Here is a 16,770-nt window from a genome sequence, read left to right on the forward strand (position 1 = left end):
CCAAGCTGCGAAACGAAAAGCCCGAGGCTACACGCGACTGAGTACCGCCCGGACGGTGATCTTCCTGCTGGCGGGGAAGCTCGACTTCGGACGCATCAATCCGCATGTGTATGCTTAACCCACTTGGAATTCAACAGACCCCTAGAATTAAGCCGTGCCGCGAAGCGGCATCGGCTTGAATGATTTGTTAGCGCCCAGCGCGTGGGACGACAGCGTCACGCACTTGACGAAAAGCTGAGAGAAGCCTTTCACGATTGCCGGGAGCATTGTTGACAAAGAGCGGGCTAGGATGCGGTGACGTGAATACACGATATCTGACTTCATTGATATGAGGCTGAGCTCGCTCGGCTTTGCGGCCGACCAAGACCACGGTTCTTACCCTCGGCAGAAGTTCGAGTAAGCGCGGCAGCGGTTTCAGACCGGCCTCAAGATCGGCTGGTGTGGCAGCGCGAATCTTGCTGCCAGTTCCAATATACCAAGGGACCACGTTCCAAAGAGCCATGGACTTTCTATGAAGTCCAGCCTCGTGGCACAACTCGAAAATATTCTTCGCTGTTTCATCTGGATTGTTACGTGATACGAAGCCAGATCTGACGGCTTTTGCTCCAGGGGCTTCCAACAGAAAAAGAACCTCAGCCTCAATACCTCCGTCCCAAGGGTCGAAGTAGGGAATCACGGCGCCGGGTCCGGCCTCTAGACGCAGCCGCTCAACGTAGTCGGTCAAGGGCGCGATATGAGGATCACGAAGCAGCTGCATGCGCTCGGATATGGCACGAGCGTCACCAAGCAGCTTTGGAGTGTCAGTGAGCATGGTTTGTCATGGGCGCTAACACTGAGCGCACCGGTGACTTTGACGTAGCGAAGCGGAGACAAAGGCATCCGAGTGCCGCGCCTGGTTATGTTTGATATTCGATTTCTACGGCCGACTCGTCTCCACAATGAATGAAGAGTTCCCCTTTCGCTGAATTTGAAGATGAAAACTGGAACCAACCACGGCCAGATTTTTCACGACCATCATCATTTCCAGACCAAGAAAACTCGACTCGCCCTCCATCATCTGGAATGCGGTAGTCGATTTGGCCCTCAACTGCTCCGAATACAAAAAAGCCGAGGCCATCTTCATCGAACTGGAAGTATCCGGGCTCAATAAGGTCAACAAAGTCTTGATCCCACATTTCCATCCACTTAATTCGCCAGCGTCCAACGACTTTGCTCAAACTACCTCCTTAAAACATAACGCCGCGCTCTGCGGCAATTTTGGAGCGCAGCGTAAAAATTGTCCGGCAGCAGCGCTTTGTTAGATTTATAGATGGCTGATATTCGTGACTAAGTAGCGCTTTATCACACCTCGTGCAGTTTCAATCTTCTTCGCGTCGAATAGTATTTTCCCTTCCCCTTCTTCTTCCTGCGCATGATGTAGAGACCAGGTCAGAAGCTGCTTTTGTACCGCACTTACTTCATCTGTTACTTTGAATGATACAGTTCGTTCAAGATCATCATCGTAGAAACGGCCATAGCCGGACAGTATGTTATAGCGAGTCACGTTTCCTTTTATATTCTCTGTTACAACGTCATCTGAGCGTAGGGAAACACTTTTCAACGACTCGGAGTCGAACCGAACAATATCACCAACCCGCTGCCGCTTCAGGGATCTGATGACAGATTCGTCTTTGGCGATGGGCCGGTGAGCTTGCTCAAGAGGAATTTCAAGAGCCTCTTCCATTTCACCTATGAACGGCTCAATGCGATCCTCCTCAACCAGGTTTTTCACGAAAGGGGTTTCCGGATCGAAAACCTTGTCAATTGTTTTCGACCAAGTCCACTTGATCATGTCATAAAATGCGGCGGCCGCAATACTTGCACCGATGGCTTCTTGGTTGGTTATGACTAACGTGACAAATTGCTCAAAGCTGCCTTTGCGCGAAGGATTTATATATAGCTCTGCTCCCTCAATTCGGTTTCCTTTGCGCCGAATCTCGCCCTTATTGAGCAGCGCGTGCGCAGTTATCGAAATAGCTTTAGCAAACCCTTGAAAAGAAACTGCGGCGTCGTACATATCCAGATGCCCCTGTCGGGCATCACCATCGTGGTATTTTATGGAAAAAGTTATTTTTGTCACCGTACCTTCCTACTTCCGTAAATCTAACGGTGAAGCTCAGGTGCGTTTGAGGCGGCGCCCGTTTTTGCGGTAGCAAAAATGGGCGACGGGTCAAACGTCACCTGCAGCGATTTGTTAGCTGTCATGCCGCTACCAGTCCATGTTCGCGGCAGAATCAAACTGATACATCAAATGCTCCACAAATTCGCTCATTTTGTCGCACGACGTCATGGCCTTTGCGTAGGTGCCATCATGGACGTATGAAAGAATCACGGGCAGCCCACTTTCAACATACTCTCGAGCTGGTGCCCTTGGTCCGGACCACAGGTGCTCCACAAAGCTATCGATGTCAGCGATCGCTTTTTCATCAACAAATGCAGGGGCGCCCGTGAATGAGTACTTATGCTTCTGTTTTCCCGTCAATAGAAGTGGCACGGCACCTGCGCCCGAATGAAATTCAAAGGCTTCGCCCCTCTTTCCGAACGCACCGTGAGCCATAAAATTGCGGATTTGCTGGCGAAGCTCCAGCAATACATCGTAGTGTTTCTTAGAATCTGCGGCACCAAGGTCCAGTGCGGCTTTGAACTTCGACTTCCAGTCAGAATCCGCCAATTCAGCAACGTCAGCGCCTGTTTGTGCACGCCCTTGTAGAATGGCGAGATGGATGAACACGTGCTCAGTCCAACTGAAGAAGGCATCAACTGCTGCTTGTGCGTTCCATTGTGCCTCTTGCGATAAATGGGCGGCGGGAAATCGAACAACGGTGCTCGTACCGTGCTTATGCTCAGTTTTCTTCACTTCCTTCTCGTCCTTTCGCCGCTGATACTCGTCATTCAGCTCAAGGAAGCGGTCTCGAAAGAACTCATATCGGCTAAACAAGCCTGGGCTGCGGTTGAGCACATTCAATTGCGTCCCTGACGCAGCCTGCTCCGCACGCCACTCGAAATAGAGTTCGGCAGCGATTACGGCTCGGTGAATAAATGCGACGATCTCCCGTGCGTCGTCTTCTTGTTGCTCGGTCGGTGTTCCACTACGCGTTGCGGTGGGATCAGATGCCGGAGCGAATACACCAAGCCCCATCTTGCGATGTTCAATGCCGTAAAGTCTGCCGTTTAACCGAACTGGCACGTTCCACGCGGTTTTCTCCCATTGTCCCAAGTGTGGGAACTCCAGAAGATCAACCAGTAAGAAGTAAACCAAATAATAGGACGGCAACTCACGGCCCGCGTTCGTCCGTGACGAGAGCATCAAGCATCGGGACTCATCAGGGCTTCTCGGGTCCCCGGCAGGTGCCAATGGGCCAAGAGCCTTCCGAGCAGCGTCGCGGGCTGCAATGACTTTTGGCGGTAGAGGGCGATTTGAAACGGTGACCATGACAGCTAACGCCGCGCACACCGGCGCGAGCTTGCGAGCGTCCGACAGCCGAAGGCTGTGTAGTGCTGCGCTTGGTTATGAGCGCTCACTTCCTGCCACGAAAATTATGGTGCTGAAACTCAGGCACGATCGGATTTTCGCTACTTCCGAGTTTTTGGCCGCAAAATGGGCAGAAAGCCACGGTGATTCTCACAGTCTCGATTGTCTGTCCCTCGTATTCAAGATAATGGTCCATTTCAAGATCTTTCTCTGTCGCAACCCTGTTCAGGTTGAGATAGACATCGGACCCCTCTTCTTCAAACCATGTCTCAGCGAGTGAGCAAGAAGAACAATTATGAATCAATTTCTGAACCTCGTTTTGCCGTCATAACGTTTGGGTTAACCGGCCCCGCCACCAAACTCGCCCGGCTTTGCCGGCCCGGAGCTTTCCGGGGTCCGGTTGAACCCTTTGTTATGCCGTGGGAACCTGACCATTTGGAACACAAGCCCGGAGATGCCTCCAAGCAAAATAGTTACGCCTGCTGCAGCCAATGCGACGCCCTCGGACGGCAACAGATAGAAAAGTATCAGCGCTCCGGGCAAGGCTACGAATAAGCCCATTAGTACAAAGGCCGGCCGATTTGTTGGTGCGGCATTCAAGGTTCCTAAACGCGCTATCGGCCCCAGAATCCCAATATAACCAAGTGAGGACAATGCCACCAACATTAGAGAATTTGGCATATGGGCATAGCCGAACAGCCATCCAGCTGCGGCGTGCCCAACAACCACCAGCACCCAAACGCTTAACCATGCTACGAATTCTCTTCTCATCGAACTCTCATAAGCAAGGCATAACTAATAAGTCTTGAGCAATATGTTGGTGTAGTGAATACATGAACAATTTGCTGAATAGTTTGTGGGCGCGGCGTGTGAAGTGGCGGTAACGTACTGAATCTGCCGTTTTGTGCGGAAATATTTTCTGGCGCTATCTTGCATTCTTGCTGGATAGCCTGCGGATTTCCCACATGTTTCGGGGTTCAATTCCGATTTCGCCTGTCCGTCGCCCTGTTTGATACTGGCGCAAATTGTGCCGGGATGCAAAGCATGGGCGAGAAGTTGCTGGATCGGATGAGCCGGTTGATTCTGGCAAAGCACTATAGCCATCGAACCGAGAAGGCCTATGTTCAGTGGGCGCGGCGGTTCATTCTGTTTCATGATCGACGGCATCCGCGCGAGATGGGCAAGGCGGAGGTCGAGGCGTTTCTCACGTATCTGGCCGTTGATCGGCACGTGGCGGCTGCGACCCAGAATCAGGCCCTGAACGGGATTCTATTTTTGTACAGGGAGGTTCTGGAAATGGAGCTGCCCTGGCTCGAGGATGTGGTGCGCGCGAAGCGCTCCACGCGTGTGCCGGTGGTGTTGAGCACCGACGAGGTGCGGGCGGTTCTGGCCAACCTGAGGCCGCCGCACGATCTGGTGGTTTCGGTGCTGTACGGGTCCGGGCTCAGGGTTGGCGAGGCGGTTCGGCTGCGCATCAAGGACGTGGATTTCAGTCGACGCTCGATTACCGTGCGCGACAGCAAGGGCAACAAGGACCGGATCACCGTTCTGGCCGACCGGACGATTCCCGCGTTGCAGGTTCAGGTGGATCGGGCGCTGACCGTAGCAGCCGATGATGCAGCCCGCCGCCGAGGCGGCGTTGTGCTGCCCCATGCGCTGGCGCGCAAATACCCCAACGCCCGGTTCGAGCCGGGCTGGCAGTGGGTGTTTCCGGCGCGGCGGATTTCTGCGGATCCGCGGACGGGCCAGGTTCGTCGCTACCACTTGTTCAACAGTTCGGTGCAGCGTGCGGTCAAGCAGGCGGCGCGTCGGGCCGGCATTCACAAGCCGGTGACCTGCCACGCCTTTCGACACAGTTTCGCGACACACTTGCTTGAGTTCGGGGCAGATATTCGCACGGTGCAGCAGTTGCTGGGGCATTCGGATGTGCGCACCACGATGATCTACACGCACGTGATCAATCGCGGCGCAATGGGGGCGCGGAGCCCGATGGACGGAATGTGAGCTTCGGGCACGCTACCGCCATGGCCCGTGCCGAAGTCGCGTCCCCGGTCGCAGTCTAGCCTGCCGGGTGTGGGGGTTCAAATTCGGGGTGGCTGAGTGGCTGAGGTCCCGGATAATCGCTTCGCGATTTCCGGGAATACGGGAGGCCGGGCTGTGTTTCGGGAATACGGGAGGCCCGGTTGTGTTCCGGGAATACGGGAGGCCCGGCTGTGTTCCGGGAAGAGGGGGGCTTGGGCTATCTTCCGGGAAGATTGGTTTCCAGGCGATTTTTCAGGATTGGGGTGAAACTGGGCCCAGTCAGCCCAGCTCCTTGAGCAAGGCTTCCATCGAGGCCTTGGCGTCGCCGTAGAACATGCGCGTGTTGTCCTTGAAGAACAGCGGGTTTTCGATGCCCGAGTAGCCGGTACCCTGGCCGCGCTTGCAAACGAACACCTGGCGCGATTTCCACACTTCGAGCACGGGCATGCCGGCGATGGGGCTGCCGGGGTCGTCCTGGGCGGCCGGGTTGACGATGTCGTTGGCGCCGATGATGATGACCACGTCGGTGTCCGGAAAGTCCTCGTTGATCTCTTCCATTTCCAGCACGATGTCGTAGGGCACTCTGGCTTCGGCCAGCAGCACGTTCATGTGCCCGGGCAGGCGCCCGGCGACCGGGTGGATGGCAAAGCGCACGCTCTTGCCGCCATCGCGCAGCTTTCTCGTCAGTTCGGACACGGCGGTTTGCGCCTGGGCGACGGCCATGCCGTAGCCGGGCACGATGATGACGCTGTCGGCGTCGTTGACCGCCGAGGCAACCGCATCGGCATCGGCGGCGATCATCTCGCCGTCGACGGCTGCGGCGCTGCTGGACTCACCGCCCCAGCCGCCGAGGATGACCGAGACGAAGCTGCGGTTCATGCCCTTGCACATGATGTAGGACAGGATCGCGCCCGATGAGCCGACCAGCGCCCCGGTGACAATGAGCAGGTCGTTGCCCAGGGTGAAGCCGATGGCGGCGGCGGCCCAGCCCGAATACGAGTTGAGCATGGAAACAACCACGGGCATGTCCGCGCCGCCAATGGCCATGATCAGGTGCGTGCCGATGGCACCGGCGATGAGCGCCACCAGCAGCATCGTCCACAGACCGGCACCCCCCAGGTAGAGCCAGCCCAGCGCCAGGCAGGCGATGATGGCGGCGAGGTTTAGCAGGTGGCGGCCCGGCAGGGTCAGCGCGGCGGAGCTGAGCTTTCCGGCCAGCTTGCCGTAGGCGACGATCGAACCGGTAAAGGTGATCGCGCCGATGAAGATGCCCAGAAACAGCTCGACCTTGAGGATCTTCAGCTCGACGATCGACTTGCCGGCGATGGTGGCGGCAAACCCGGCCAGCTCGGCCGCGGTGCCGGCGTCTTTTGCTGCCAGCGCCAGGCCCATTTCGAGGTGGGCGTTGATGCCGATGAACACGGCCGCCAGCCCGACCAGGCTGTGAAAGCCGGCAACCAGCTCGGGCATCTGCGTCATCTGCACGCGCTTGGCGATGATCCAGCCAATGACTCCGCCGATGATCACCATCAGGGCAATGGCGATGTACTGGCCGACGCCGGGCGTGCCCATGGTGGCGAGCACCGCCAGCACCATGCCGATGATGCCGTACCAGATGGCACGCTTGGCTTTCTCCTGGTTGGACAACCCGCCCAGCGCAAGGATGAAGAGGACGGCCGCGACAACGTAGGCGGCGGTGATCAGTCCGATGCTCATTGACTACTCCCTTCAGCTGCGCTTGAACATGGCGAGCATGCGGCGGGTCACCAGAAACCCGCCGAAGATGTTGACCGAGGCGATCAGGATCGAGATCGCGGCCAGAATGAAGACGACGACGCTCCCGGAGGCAATCTGCAGCAGGGCGCCGACGATGATGATCGACGAGATGGCGTTGGTGATGGCCATCAGCGGCGTGTGCAGCGAGTGGGCCACGCCCCAGATCACGTGGTAGCCGACGAACACCGCCAGCACGAAAACGATGAAGTGCTGCATGAAGCTCGCCGGGGCCACCGCGCCGATACCCAGCAGCGCAAGGCCGCCGACCGCGAGCATGGCGCCGGTGCGGTTGAGCGAGGCCTTGAGCGCCTTTTCCTCGCGCGCGGCCTTTTCTTCGGCCGTCTCTGCGGGCTCTTTCTTCTTCGGCTTGGCCGCAGCGATGGCTTTGGTCTTCGGCGGAGGCGGCGGCCAGGTGATTTCGCCTTGGTGGCAGACCAGGGCGCCGCGGATGACGTCGTCTTCCATGTCGATGACCGGCTGGCCGTCTTTATCGGGCGTGAGGTCGTCGAGCATGTGGCGCACGTTGGTGGCATACAAGCTCGACGACTGCGTGGCCATGCGGCTGGGGAAGTCGGTGTAGCCGATGATGGTCACGTTGTTGTCGGTGACGATTCGCTCGTCGGCTTTTGTCAGCGTGCAGTTGCCGCCGCGCTCGGCGGCCAGGTCGACGATCACCGAGCCGGGCTTCATCGCCTGGACCATGTCTTCGGTCCACAGCTCGGGCGCCGGGCGGTTGGGAATGAGCGCGGTGGTGATGACGATATCGACATCCGGCGCCAGCTCGCGGAATTTCTCGAGCTGCTTCTCACGGAATTCCGGGCTGGAAGGCGCGGCGTAGCCACCGGTCTCGGCGCCGTCGGATTGTTCTTCTTCGAAGTCCAGATAGACGAACTCGGCGCCCATCGATTCGATCTGCTCGGCCACCTCGGGGCGCACGTCAAACGCCAGGGTGATCGCGCCCAGCGACACCGAAGTGCCGATCGCCGCCAGCCCGGCCACGCCGGCGCCGACAACCAGTACCTTCGCCGGCGGTACCTTGCCGGCGGCGGTCATCTGGCCCATGAAGAAGCGACCGAACTGGTTGCCGGCCTCGACCACGGCGCGGTAGCCGGCGATGTTGGCCATCGACGAGAGCGCATCCATCTTCTGCGCCCGGCTGATGCGCGGCACCATGTCCATGGCCAGCACGGACATGCTCTTTGCCTTCATCTTCTCGAGCAGGTCTTCGTGCTGGGCGGGCCACACGAAGCTGATCAGGACTTTACCTTCGGGCGCGCTGTCGATTTCTTCCATCGAGGGCTCGCGCACCTTCACGATCACGTCGGCCTGCTGCCAGAGCGCATCGGCCGAGTCAACGACCTCGACGCCGGCGGCCTGATAGGCTTCGTCGGTAAACGAAGCGGCCAGGCCGGCGCCCGTCTCGACCAGACAGTCGTAGCCCAGCTTCTTGAGCCGGCCCGCGCTCTCGGGCGTGAGCGCCACCCGCGCCTCGCCCGCTGCGGTTTCTTTCGGTGCACCTACCTTCATTCCATGCGCTCCTGGGTGTTCTGTTGCTTTATTCGGCGCTCACGGGCCGCGCGGACGCTGTCAGGCGGTCAGTGTAACCGGCCCGGGATGCTCAGTCGGCCATCTTCTTGAGCACTTCGCCTGCGGCCGCCACGGTTTCGGTGATGTCGGCTTCCGTATGCGCGCTCGACACGAAGCCGGCCTCGAAAGCCGAGGGCGCCAGGTAGACACCAGCCTCGAGCATCGCGGTAAAGAACGTCTTGAACCGCTCGATGTCGCAGGCGGCAGCCTGCTCGAAATTGGTGACTTCTTTGACGTCGGTAAAGAAGTAGCCGAACATGCCGCCCACCGCCACGGTGGCCATGGGAATGCCGGCCTGGCTTGCGGCTTCTTCGAAGCCTTCGGCCAGCTGCTTGGTTCGCGCTTCCAGACGCTCGTAGAAGCCGTCTTCGGTGAGCAGCTCGAGGTTGGCGATGCCGGCGGCCATGGCGACGGGGTTGCCCGAAAGCGTGCCGGCCTGGTAGACCGGACCTTCCGGGGCAATGAGCTTCATGATTTCATGTTTGCCGCCGAAGGCGCCCACGGGCATGCCCGCGCCGATGACCTTGCCGAAGGTGGTCAGATCAGGGGTGACGCCATAGCGGCCCTGGGCCCCGGTTGGGCCAACGCGAAAGCCGGTCATGACCTCGTCGAAGATCAGGATGGCACCCTTCTCGTCGCAGATCTGGCGCAGGCCTTCCAGAAAGCCGGGCAGCGGCGGGATGCAGTTCATGTTGCCGGCCACCGGCTCGACGAACACACAGCTGATCTCGTCGGGATACTGATCGAACAGGGCGCGCACGCTATCGAGGTCGTTGTAGCGGGCGTTGAGCGTCAGCTCGGCCAGGCCCGCCGGCACGCCCGGCGAGGTCGGTACGCCCAGGGTCTGGGCGCCGGAACCGGCCTTGACCAGAAAGCTGTCGCCGTGGCCATGATAATTGCCCTCGAACTTGATGAAACGATCGCGCCCGGTGGCCGCGCGCGCCAGCCTGAGCGCTGACATGGTGGCCTCGGTGCCGGAGTTGACCATGCGCACCCGCTCAAGCGACGGAACCATCTCGCACAGCATTTCGGCCATGGTGACCTCGCCCGGCGCCGGCGCGCCAAAGCTCAGTCCCCTGGCAGCGGCCTTCTGAACCGCCTCGATGACGGCCGGGTGTGCGTGGCCGCAGATCATCGGTCCCCAGGAGCCGACGTAGTCGATGTAGCGCTTGCCGTCGACGTCGAACATGTAAGCGCCTTCGGCGCGCTCGAAGAAGACCGGCTCGCCGCCCACCGACGAGAAAGCGCGGACGGGCGAATTGACCCCGCCGGGAATGCGGGCGCGGGCGCGGTCGAACAGATCGTGGCTGGCGGTCATGGCGTTGTGGACAACTCCTGTCAATATTTGCGGTGAGTGCTTGCGGCGATACAGCTGGTGCGGCCGCTGGCGACCGGAAAACCCGGCCGGCCATCGGCAACGGCCCCGGGGGCTGGCGCCAGCTTCAACCGACAGTGTAAGACATCCGGCGGGCAGGGCGAGAGCGGGCACGCCGGTTGCCCGGCGGCGGCACCGGGCCGCAGCCCGCGAGCGCCACCCCGAGACCCGGCCAATCATTTAGAATGCGGGCCTGTTCATATACGGAACCTTGAACGCGTGAGCGAAGAGCAACCCTTCAAAACCTGGATGTGTATCGTCTGCGGCTTCATCTACGATGAGGAGGACGGCTGGCCGGATGACGGCATCCCGCCGGGCACACGCTGGGAAGACGTACCCGAAGACTGGGTTTGCCCCGATTGCGGCGCGGGCAAGGAAGACTTCGAAATGGTGGAAGTCTAGGCTTTAAAGCAACCCCGTTTGCCATCGGCCGTCCGGCCACAGCCGGAACCAGCGCGCCGACGGAGGTTGCTCGCCGGGGGTGAATTTTTCCACCTGACGCTGGCTGTTGGCCGCCGTTGACGGCGCCGACAGGCAGGCAACGCCCTGGTGCTCACCTTCGAACACCTGGTGTACATGGCCAAAGGCCACCGCCTTGACGGGCCGCCCGGCCAGCCGCTGCCACAGCCGTTCGGGCTCGACAAGCGGATATTTGTCGATCCATGGCGAGCCTATCAGCAGCGGCTGATGGTGCAGAAAGACGAGCGCCGGTCGCTGCTCGTCCATCTGCTCGATGGCGGCCAGCCGATCATCGTCCAGCGCGCCTTCGGGCCGGTCCGAGCGGGCCGAATCGAGCAGCACCAGCTGCCAGCCGCCCAGCAGCACGATCGGGCCGGCCTCGAAGCCCAGTTCATCAAACACCTCGGCCATCACCGAGCGCTCATCGTGGTTGCCGGGAACCCAGGCCACCACCGGTGCCAGGTCGCGGACAAAGCCACCCATGCGCCAGTACGACGCCGGCGAGGCGTCTTCGGACACGTCGCCGGAGAGCACGATCGCGTTGGGGGCCAGATCAACGATCGCCGGGCGCAGCTCGGCCAGATTGGCGTCGGCCGGCTGGTCGCGATAGCGCGCCTGCGGGTCTGCCGCCAGGTGGCTATCAGAGAGCTGAAGCACCGTGATCGGCTGTTGGGGAAGTGCGTAAGGCATGTTCATGACAGGCAAGGATAACGCAGGCCCGCTCTCGGGCGTGGCCCGTCGGCTGCGCGCAAGCGATCAGGGCCCGGGCGAATCGTCGTGGTTACCGCGCTTGCCGAAGGAGCCGACGATGACCGTGGCAACCAGCATCAGCAGTTCGTCGATAAAGGGAATGGGGTCGGGGATGAGCATGTTGGCAACGAACAGCCCCGCCAGAATCATGAACAGCGTGCGAAAGCGCCGGCGCTCGAGAAAGCGCTGGACGGGGCCGAAAAGCTTTCTGAAGATCCACATGCCTGCTGCTCCTGAAGCTGGGTCGGTGTGCCCGGCGCGGGCAAAAAGGGCTATTCCAGCGCGGCGATATGGCCCATCTCGACCACATCTCCCGGCTCGATGCCGTACTTTGCCGCCAGACCGGCGTTGATTTCGAGCACGTATCGCGCCGGGCCGTCGCTGGGATAGCCCGGGCAGCGGCGGTTGCGCGAGCGGCACGGCGGGGTGTCGGCGCGGATGCTGACCACCTCGAAGTTGCCGTCGATATAGATGATATCGAGCGGAATGCGAGTATTCTTCATCCAGAACGAGCGCGGACGCTCGTCGGGAAAAACGAACAACATGCCGCGATCTTCATCCATCGTGTCTCGAAACATCAGCCCACGCGCGCGGCTGGCGTCGTCGGCGGCAACCTCGACGACAAAGCGCTGTCCGGCGATCTTGACGTACGGCTGACCGGCATCACAGGCCGACAACACCAGCATGGTGGTGACCACTGCCACGAGCTTGATCAGGTGATTGGCCATCGGCTTGCATCATAGAGCAAAAAGCGCGAAGGAAGGATGAAAAAGAAAACCCGCGGAACCACGGATTTGTCTTGTCTAATTTCCGCTGCCTTGCCGCTCAGCCCTCGAGCATGGCCTTGAGCGCGGCGATGTTGTCCATGGCGTCTTCGGGCGTGGCCTCTTCGCTGCCGTGGCGCGCCGGCCAGGAGATCGCGTCTTCAGGCAGTTCATCCAGAAACCGACTCGGCGTGGTCTGAACCTGTTCGCCGCCGCGACGGCGGCGGCGGGCATAGGAGATCTGCAGCTTCCGCTCCGCGCGGGTAATGCCCACATACATCAGCCGACGTTCTTCCTCGATGGTGTCGTCGTCGACCGAGCGGCTGTGCGGCATCAGGCCTTCCTCGCAGCCGGCCAGCCACACGCGCGAGAACTCCAGGCCCTTGGCCGCGTGCAGGGTCATCAGGCGCACCATGTCGGCACCGTCGTTGCGGTCATCGTCGGGCCCGGCAACCAGGGAGACGCGCGCAATCAGCTCCTCGCCCGACTGCACCTGCGCGCTCAGGCGCTCGACCCAGCCGGTCAGGTCCTTGATCGATCGGCGCCGGCGGTCGGCCTTTTTCGGGTCGTCGTCGGTCTCGATCAGCCACTCCAGGTAGCCGATATGGTCGAGCATTTCGGCGTAGACCTCGCCGATATCGCCGCGCTCGGCCCGATCGTTGAAGTCGATCAGCATGTTGGTGAAAGCGCGAAAACCGCGCTGCGCCGGGCCCGGCAGCTCGGCCTGGAACATCGGCTCGATGGCGGCCTCGAACAGGCTCTTGTGAGTGGCATCCGCGTAGGTGGCCAGGCGCGACATCGCGCCCGACCCCAGGCCGCGCCGGGGCGCGTTGGCCACGCGCATGAAGGCCGGATTGTCGTCGGGATTGACCAGCAGGCGCAGGTAGGCCAGGCAGTCGCGCACCTCGCGGGCGTCAAACCAGCTCGGCCCGCCGGAAACCACGTAGGGCAGGCCATACTCGCGCAGCTGCTGTTCGATCGCGCGGGCCTGAAAGTTGGAGCGGTAGAGCACCGCGCAGCCACCAAAGCGCGCGTGCCCACCGTGAACTTCGGTAACGATCGCGCGGGCAATCGATTCGGCCTCATCGGCCTCGTCGGCGTACTCGACCACCTCGATCCGGTTGCCCGGGCCATGCTCGCTCCAGAGTTTTTTCTCGAACTCGTGCGGATTGCAGGCAATCACCGCGTTGGCGGCGGTCAGGATGTAGCCGGTCGAGCGGTAGTTCTGCTCGAGCTTGATGACCGTCAGATCGGGCCAGTCGGATTTCAGGCTGACCAGGTTTTCCGGTCGCGCGCCGCGCCAGCCGTAGATCGACTGATCGTCGTCGCCTACCGCGGTGAAGGCGCCGGTATCGGCGGCCAGCCTTCCGAGCAGGCGGTACTGGGCCTCGGAAGTGTCCTGGTATTCGTCGACCAGAAGGTATTGCAGCCGGTGGCGCCAGCGCGTGCGCAACACCGGGTCTTCAAGCATTTTCGCCGGCAGGGTGATCAGGTCATCGAAGTCGACGGCGTTGAGCGCTGCCAGACGTTCCTGGTAGCCGGCGTAGATTTCAGCGGCGCGCGCGGCATCTTCACTGCTCGCCGCCGCATGCGCCTGCTCGACATCAAGGCCGGCGTCCTTGTAACGACCGATGGCAGAGAGCACCGCATAGACCATGTCCTTGGGCGCGCCTGCCGGCAGCATTTCACGGACCAGATCGCCGCTGCCGTGCTGGTCGAGAATGCTCAAACCCTTGCGCCGCCCGGCGGCTTCGGGCTCGGAGCGCAGAATCTGCCAGCCCAGCGAGTGGAAGGTCGAGATTGTCAGACCTTTCGTCCTGCTGCGGCCCAGGCGCTTGTTGATGCGCTCCTTCATCTCGCGCGCGGCCTTGTTGGTAAAGGTGATTGCAGCAATCTCGCGCGCGCCGTAGTGACCCTGGTCGATCAGCCAGGCGATCTTTTCGGTAATCACCCGCGTCTTGCCCGAACCGGCACCTGCCAGCACCAGCAAGGGCGTATCGATATGCGTAACCGCGGCCTGCTGGGCCGGGTTGAGTTTGATGGGGGCTTTCGACATGGGGGCGGCATTGTAGCGGAAAGAAGATTCTACCCGCCCGGGTTTGATGGCGCGGCGCTCGTTGGGACCTGGATGCGGCCAGTAAACGTCCAACGCTGTGGGAGCGGGCTCCAGACCGCGATACGCCGTGGGCTGATGCGCTCCGGCCTGGATGAGGTTGGTGCCACCGGGCGCTTTGGTGGCCTCGACACGTCAAGGTCAAAAGCGTTCCGCCCGGCTTGCTTCGCAAGCTCTTTGGGCGGGTACCTTTTTTCCAGCGCGAAAAAAGGCACGAAAAATCGCGCTTTTTAAAATCAACATCAAGATCCTACGTTCCGGGGTTTCAGGACTTGCACCGGGAGGTAGCTGGCCCCTTCGGGGAGCGGGTTTCGCGAGAGCTCGGTCGGTGGATCTGGTGGCCGTAGTCCGGATGGGACGAAACCCGCAAGACGAAGGCTCGGCTTCGATCAGCTCTGTATCGCGATCTGGAGATCGCTCCCACCCCCCATGAGAGTCGCTTTCCTTCCACACGTGCTGGCGTCAACGCCCTGCCGATGGCGCGCAACGCGCGGTGGGGCAATCACGAGCACAAGCCCACGGTCCCTCCCATGGCCAGTTTCGGAAGCCATCCCGGGCACCACGCGACCAGCCGGGCCAGAGCGAAGCCCCCGCACCGAAGGGGTCAGCCCGCACAGCAACCGAATCCTGAGTCAACCAAGCGTGGGATCTTGACCTTGACGTTAAAGAGCGCTTTTTGGTTACTTTTTGGCTCTGGAAAAAAGTCACTCGCCATCAGCCTGCGAAGCAGGCGGGCGAAACGCCTTTGACTTGTCGAAGCCCGCATGAGATTGCTCGACTTCAAAGCTGAAAGATGGGTATCACGCCGTGACAAGGCAGCCGGGCAGCCGGCTTCGGTCAGCTCCGTATCGCGGTCTGGAGACCGCTCCTACAGGTGCTGGCGCCAAGGTTCTGCCGGTGGCGCGCAAGGCGCGGTGTCACAATCACGAGCGCAGCTCACCGTTGACACATCACCCCACCAGACGCGAAAAGACCTCTTTCGTCCTGCCGTCGAACAGAACGAATCGGAACAAGAGTTCCGCGGGCGCGTGCTGTTTGACTGTCTCGACGGCAATGCGCGCCGCTTCCTCGAGCGGGTAACCAAAGGCTCCGGCTGAAAGCGCAGGACAGCCCAGCGATCCGATGTTGTTATCGGCGGCCACCGACAGCACGTTGCGGTAGGCCGCGGCCAGCAGCTCGTCGGAGGGCTGGTCGATACCATAGCGCGGGCCGAGCGCGTGGATGACCCATTGATTGGGCAGCTCGAAGCCGGCCGTGATTACGGCCTGACCCGGCTCGATCGGGGCCAGCGGCTTGCAGGCTTCAGCCAGCTTCGGGCCGGCGGCGCGGTGCAGGGCGCCGGCGACGCCGCCGCCGGGCATGAGCTGCGCGTTGGCGGCGTTGACCACGGCGTCCAGATCAGGCTGGCTCGCGATATCGCCTTCAACGATTTCGATTGACATGCTGTCTCCTCATGAGGTCAGACCCGGTTTCATGATGCCATGAGCAATCGGAAGGCTGCCAAATACGCCGCCAACGGGCACTGTTTTCATCCGGCGACGCGGCTACGCGATAATGTCAGGCTGCAAGCCTTCACTCCCTGGTCATGAACGTATGCCTGAGCTACCTGAGGTCGAAACCACCCGCCGCGGTCTGGCCCCGCTGGTCGAAGGGCGGCGTATCGCGGCCGTAACCATCCGGCAGCGCCAGCTGCGCTGGCCGATTCCGGGCGCGGTCGATGGCATCACCGGACAGAAAATCGCCGCTCTGGAGCGGCGCGCCAAGTGGCTGGTGTGGCAACTGGAGTCAGGCTCGCTGCTCTGGCATCTGGGCATGTCAGGCTCGTTTCGCGCTTGGCAAAAGGCGCCCGAGCCGGGCGCGCACGATCATGTCGATCTGCAGATCGAGAGCGGCCACCTGATCCGCTTTACCGATCCGCGCCGCTTTGGCGCGCTGCTGTGGGGCGGCGACGAGCCCTACGCGCACGCGCGCCTGGCCAGCCTGGGCCCGGAACCGCTGGGCCCCGCGTTCAGCGGCGAATGGCTGTGGCAGCGCAGCCGCGGCCGGCGTGTTGCGGTCAAGGCCTTCATCATGGATGCAAAAACCGTGGTCGGCGTGGGCAATATCTATGCTTCCGAGGCATTGTTCGCCGCCGGCATCCACCCGCGCCGGCCGGCCGGGCGAATCAGCCGGGTACGCTATGACAGGCTGGCTTCGATTATCCGGCGGATCCTTGCCGACGCCATTGAAGTCGGCGGCACGACGCTGCGCGATTTCACCGTGGGCGACGGTACGCCCGGCTACTTCGCCCAGTCGCTGAAAGTCTACGGTCGCGAAGGCGGGGCCTGCCCCGGCTGCGGCCAGCCAGTTCGGCGCGAAGTGATCGGACAACGCAGCACGTTTTACTGTCCCGGCTGTCAACGTTGAAGAGCGG

The 16,770-nt window shown here is 61.2% G+C and carries 16 protein-coding genes; 3 read left to right on the forward strand and 13 right to left on the reverse strand.

The features are described 5' to 3' along the window. Window positions 1–187 precede the first annotated feature (187 nt). From ACEWQZ_RS04845 to ACEWQZ_RS04865, 5 genes are all read right to left on the reverse strand, one after another. Window positions 188–811, reverse strand: coding sequence for a uracil-DNA glycosylase (locus tag ACEWQZ_RS04845; protein WP_343279960.1), 624 nt, complete (start codon window positions 809–811; stop codon window positions 188–190). Window positions 812–896: 85 nt separating this feature from the next. Further along, window positions 897–1,217, reverse strand: a complete 321-nt coding sequence (locus ACEWQZ_RS04850; RefSeq protein ID WP_164834383.1) for a hypothetical protein — start codon at window positions 1,215–1,217, stop codon at window positions 897–899. Between the two features lie 86 nt (window positions 1,218–1,303). Continuing rightward, window positions 1,304–2,119, reverse strand: a complete 816-nt coding sequence (locus ACEWQZ_RS04855) for a DUF7946 domain-containing protein (RefSeq protein WP_476481941.1) — start codon at window positions 2,117–2,119, stop codon at window positions 1,304–1,306. Window positions 2,120–2,248: 129 nt separating this feature from the next. Beyond that, window positions 2,249–3,349 carry a hypothetical protein gene (locus tag ACEWQZ_RS04860; RefSeq protein ID WP_476481942.1) on the reverse strand — a complete coding sequence of 367 codons (1,101 nt, stop codon included), beginning with the start codon at window positions 3,347–3,349 and terminating at the stop codon, window positions 2,249–2,251. 501 nt (window positions 3,350–3,850) lie between these two features. Then, window positions 3,851–4,282: a hypothetical protein gene (locus ACEWQZ_RS04865; protein ID WP_476481943.1), complete on the reverse strand. Its 432-nt coding sequence runs from the start codon at window positions 4,280–4,282 to the stop codon at window positions 3,851–3,853. Window positions 4,283–4,555: 273 nt separating this feature from the next. On the opposite strand from ACEWQZ_RS04865, the gene ACEWQZ_RS04870 reads away from it, so the two are divergent. Continuing rightward, a complete protein-coding gene (locus ACEWQZ_RS04870) occupies window positions 4,556–5,515 on the forward strand; it encodes an integron integrase (RefSeq protein WP_476481944.1) in 960 nt (319 codons plus the stop codon). Window positions 5,516–5,812: 297 nt separating this feature from the next. Here the strand turns inward: ACEWQZ_RS04870 and ACEWQZ_RS04875 are convergent, their stop codons facing one another. The 3 genes from ACEWQZ_RS04875 to hemL all read right to left on the reverse strand — a co-directional run bounded on the left by ACEWQZ_RS04875 (window position 5,813) and on the right by hemL (window position 10,214). Beyond that, a complete protein-coding gene (locus ACEWQZ_RS04875) occupies window positions 5,813–7,249 on the reverse strand; it encodes an NAD(P)(+) transhydrogenase (Re/Si-specific) subunit beta (RefSeq protein ID WP_476481945.1) in 1,437 nt (478 codons plus the stop codon). Window positions 7,250–7,261: 12 nt separating this feature from the next. After that, complete coding sequence (locus ACEWQZ_RS04880; protein ID WP_476481946.1) at window positions 7,262–8,836, reverse strand: Re/Si-specific NAD(P)(+) transhydrogenase subunit alpha; 1,575 nt, start codon at window positions 8,834–8,836, stop codon at window positions 7,262–7,264. Between the two features lie 91 nt (window positions 8,837–8,927). Continuing rightward, a complete protein-coding gene (gene hemL / locus ACEWQZ_RS04885; protein WP_476481947.1) occupies window positions 8,928–10,214 on the reverse strand; it encodes a glutamate-1-semialdehyde 2,1-aminomutase in 1,287 nt (428 codons plus the stop codon). Window positions 10,215–10,520: 306 nt separating this feature from the next. Here hemL and ACEWQZ_RS04890 point away from each other — a divergent pair, with 306 nt between their 5' ends. Then, window positions 10,521–10,673, forward strand: a complete 153-nt coding sequence (locus ACEWQZ_RS04890; protein WP_476482101.1) for a rubredoxin — start codon at window positions 10,521–10,523, stop codon at window positions 10,671–10,673. Between the two features lie 3 nt (window positions 10,674–10,676). On the opposite strand, the gene ACEWQZ_RS04895 is transcribed toward ACEWQZ_RS04890, so the two are convergent. The 5 genes from ACEWQZ_RS04895 to ACEWQZ_RS04915 form a co-directional block, all read right to left on the reverse strand. Then, a complete protein-coding gene (locus ACEWQZ_RS04895) occupies window positions 10,677–11,387 on the reverse strand; it encodes a metallophosphoesterase (RefSeq protein WP_476481948.1) in 711 nt (236 codons plus the stop codon). Window positions 11,388–11,486: 99 nt separating this feature from the next. After that, complete coding sequence (locus ACEWQZ_RS04900) at window positions 11,487–11,702, reverse strand: DUF6116 family protein (protein ID WP_476481949.1); 216 nt, start codon at window positions 11,700–11,702, stop codon at window positions 11,487–11,489. Window positions 11,703–11,752: 50 nt separating this feature from the next. After that, window positions 11,753–12,208, reverse strand: coding sequence for a DUF192 domain-containing protein (locus ACEWQZ_RS04905; protein ID WP_476481950.1), 456 nt, complete (start codon window positions 12,206–12,208; stop codon window positions 11,753–11,755). Window positions 12,209–12,305: 97 nt separating this feature from the next. Then, window positions 12,306–14,300 (reverse strand): ATP-dependent helicase, encoded by a 1,995-nt coding sequence (locus ACEWQZ_RS04910; RefSeq protein ID WP_476481951.1) that lies wholly within the window; start codon window positions 14,298–14,300, stop codon window positions 12,306–12,308. Window positions 14,301–15,307: 1,007 nt separating this feature from the next. Further along, window positions 15,308–15,799 carry a macro domain-containing protein gene (locus ACEWQZ_RS04915; protein ID WP_476481952.1) on the reverse strand — a complete coding sequence of 164 codons (492 nt, stop codon included), beginning with the start codon at window positions 15,797–15,799 and terminating at the stop codon, window positions 15,308–15,310. Between the two features lie 151 nt (window positions 15,800–15,950). Here ACEWQZ_RS04915 and mutM point away from each other — a divergent pair, with 151 nt between their 5' ends. Then, window positions 15,951–16,763, forward strand: coding sequence for a bifunctional DNA-formamidopyrimidine glycosylase/DNA-(apurinic or apyrimidinic site) lyase (gene mutM, locus ACEWQZ_RS04920; protein ID WP_476481953.1), 813 nt, complete (start codon window positions 15,951–15,953; stop codon window positions 16,761–16,763). Window positions 16,764–16,770 lie beyond the last annotated feature (7 nt).

This window comes from Wenzhouxiangella sp. YN1, assembly GCF_056324145.1.

Bases quoted from the DNA above. Each gene is read 5' to 3' on its own strand.
- ACEWQZ_RS04845 (WP_343279960.1), bottom strand. From the start codon at position 811: ATGCTCACTGACACTCCAAAGCTGCTTGGTGACGCTCGTGCCATATCC.
- ACEWQZ_RS04865 (WP_476481943.1), bottom strand. From the start codon at position 4,282: ATGAGAAGAGAATTCGTAGCATGGTTAAGCGTTTGGGTGCTGGTGGTT.
- ACEWQZ_RS04870 (WP_476481944.1), top strand. From the start codon at position 4,556: ATGGGCGAGAAGTTGCTGGATCGGATGAGCCGGTTGATTCTGGCAAAG.
- ACEWQZ_RS04875 (WP_476481945.1), bottom strand. From the start codon at position 7,249: ATGAGCATCGGACTGATCACCGCCGCCTACGTTGTCGCGGCCGTCCTC.
- ACEWQZ_RS04880 (WP_476481946.1), bottom strand. From the start codon at position 8,836: ATGAAGGTAGGTGCACCGAAAGAAACCGCAGCGGGCGAGGCGCGGGTG.
- hemL (WP_476481947.1), bottom strand. From the start codon at position 10,214: ATGACCGCCAGCCACGATCTGTTCGACCGCGCCCGCGCCCGCATTCCC.
- ACEWQZ_RS04890 (WP_476482101.1), top strand. From the start codon at position 10,521: ATGTGTATCGTCTGCGGCTTCATCTACGATGAGGAGGACGGCTGGCCG.
- ACEWQZ_RS04900 (WP_476481949.1), bottom strand. From the start codon at position 11,702: ATGTGGATCTTCAGAAAGCTTTTCGGCCCCGTCCAGCGCTTTCTCGAG.
- ACEWQZ_RS04905 (WP_476481950.1), bottom strand. From the start codon at position 12,208: ATGGCCAATCACCTGATCAAGCTCGTGGCAGTGGTCACCACCATGCTG.
- ACEWQZ_RS04910 (WP_476481951.1), bottom strand. From the start codon at position 14,300: ATGTCGAAAGCCCCCATCAAACTCAACCCGGCCCAGCAGGCCGCGGTT.
- ACEWQZ_RS04915 (WP_476481952.1), bottom strand. From the start codon at position 15,799: ATGTCAATCGAAATCGTTGAAGGCGATATCGCGAGCCAGCCTGATCTG.
- mutM (WP_476481953.1), top strand. From the start codon at position 15,951: ATGCCTGAGCTACCTGAGGTCGAAACCACCCGCCGCGGTCTGGCCCCG.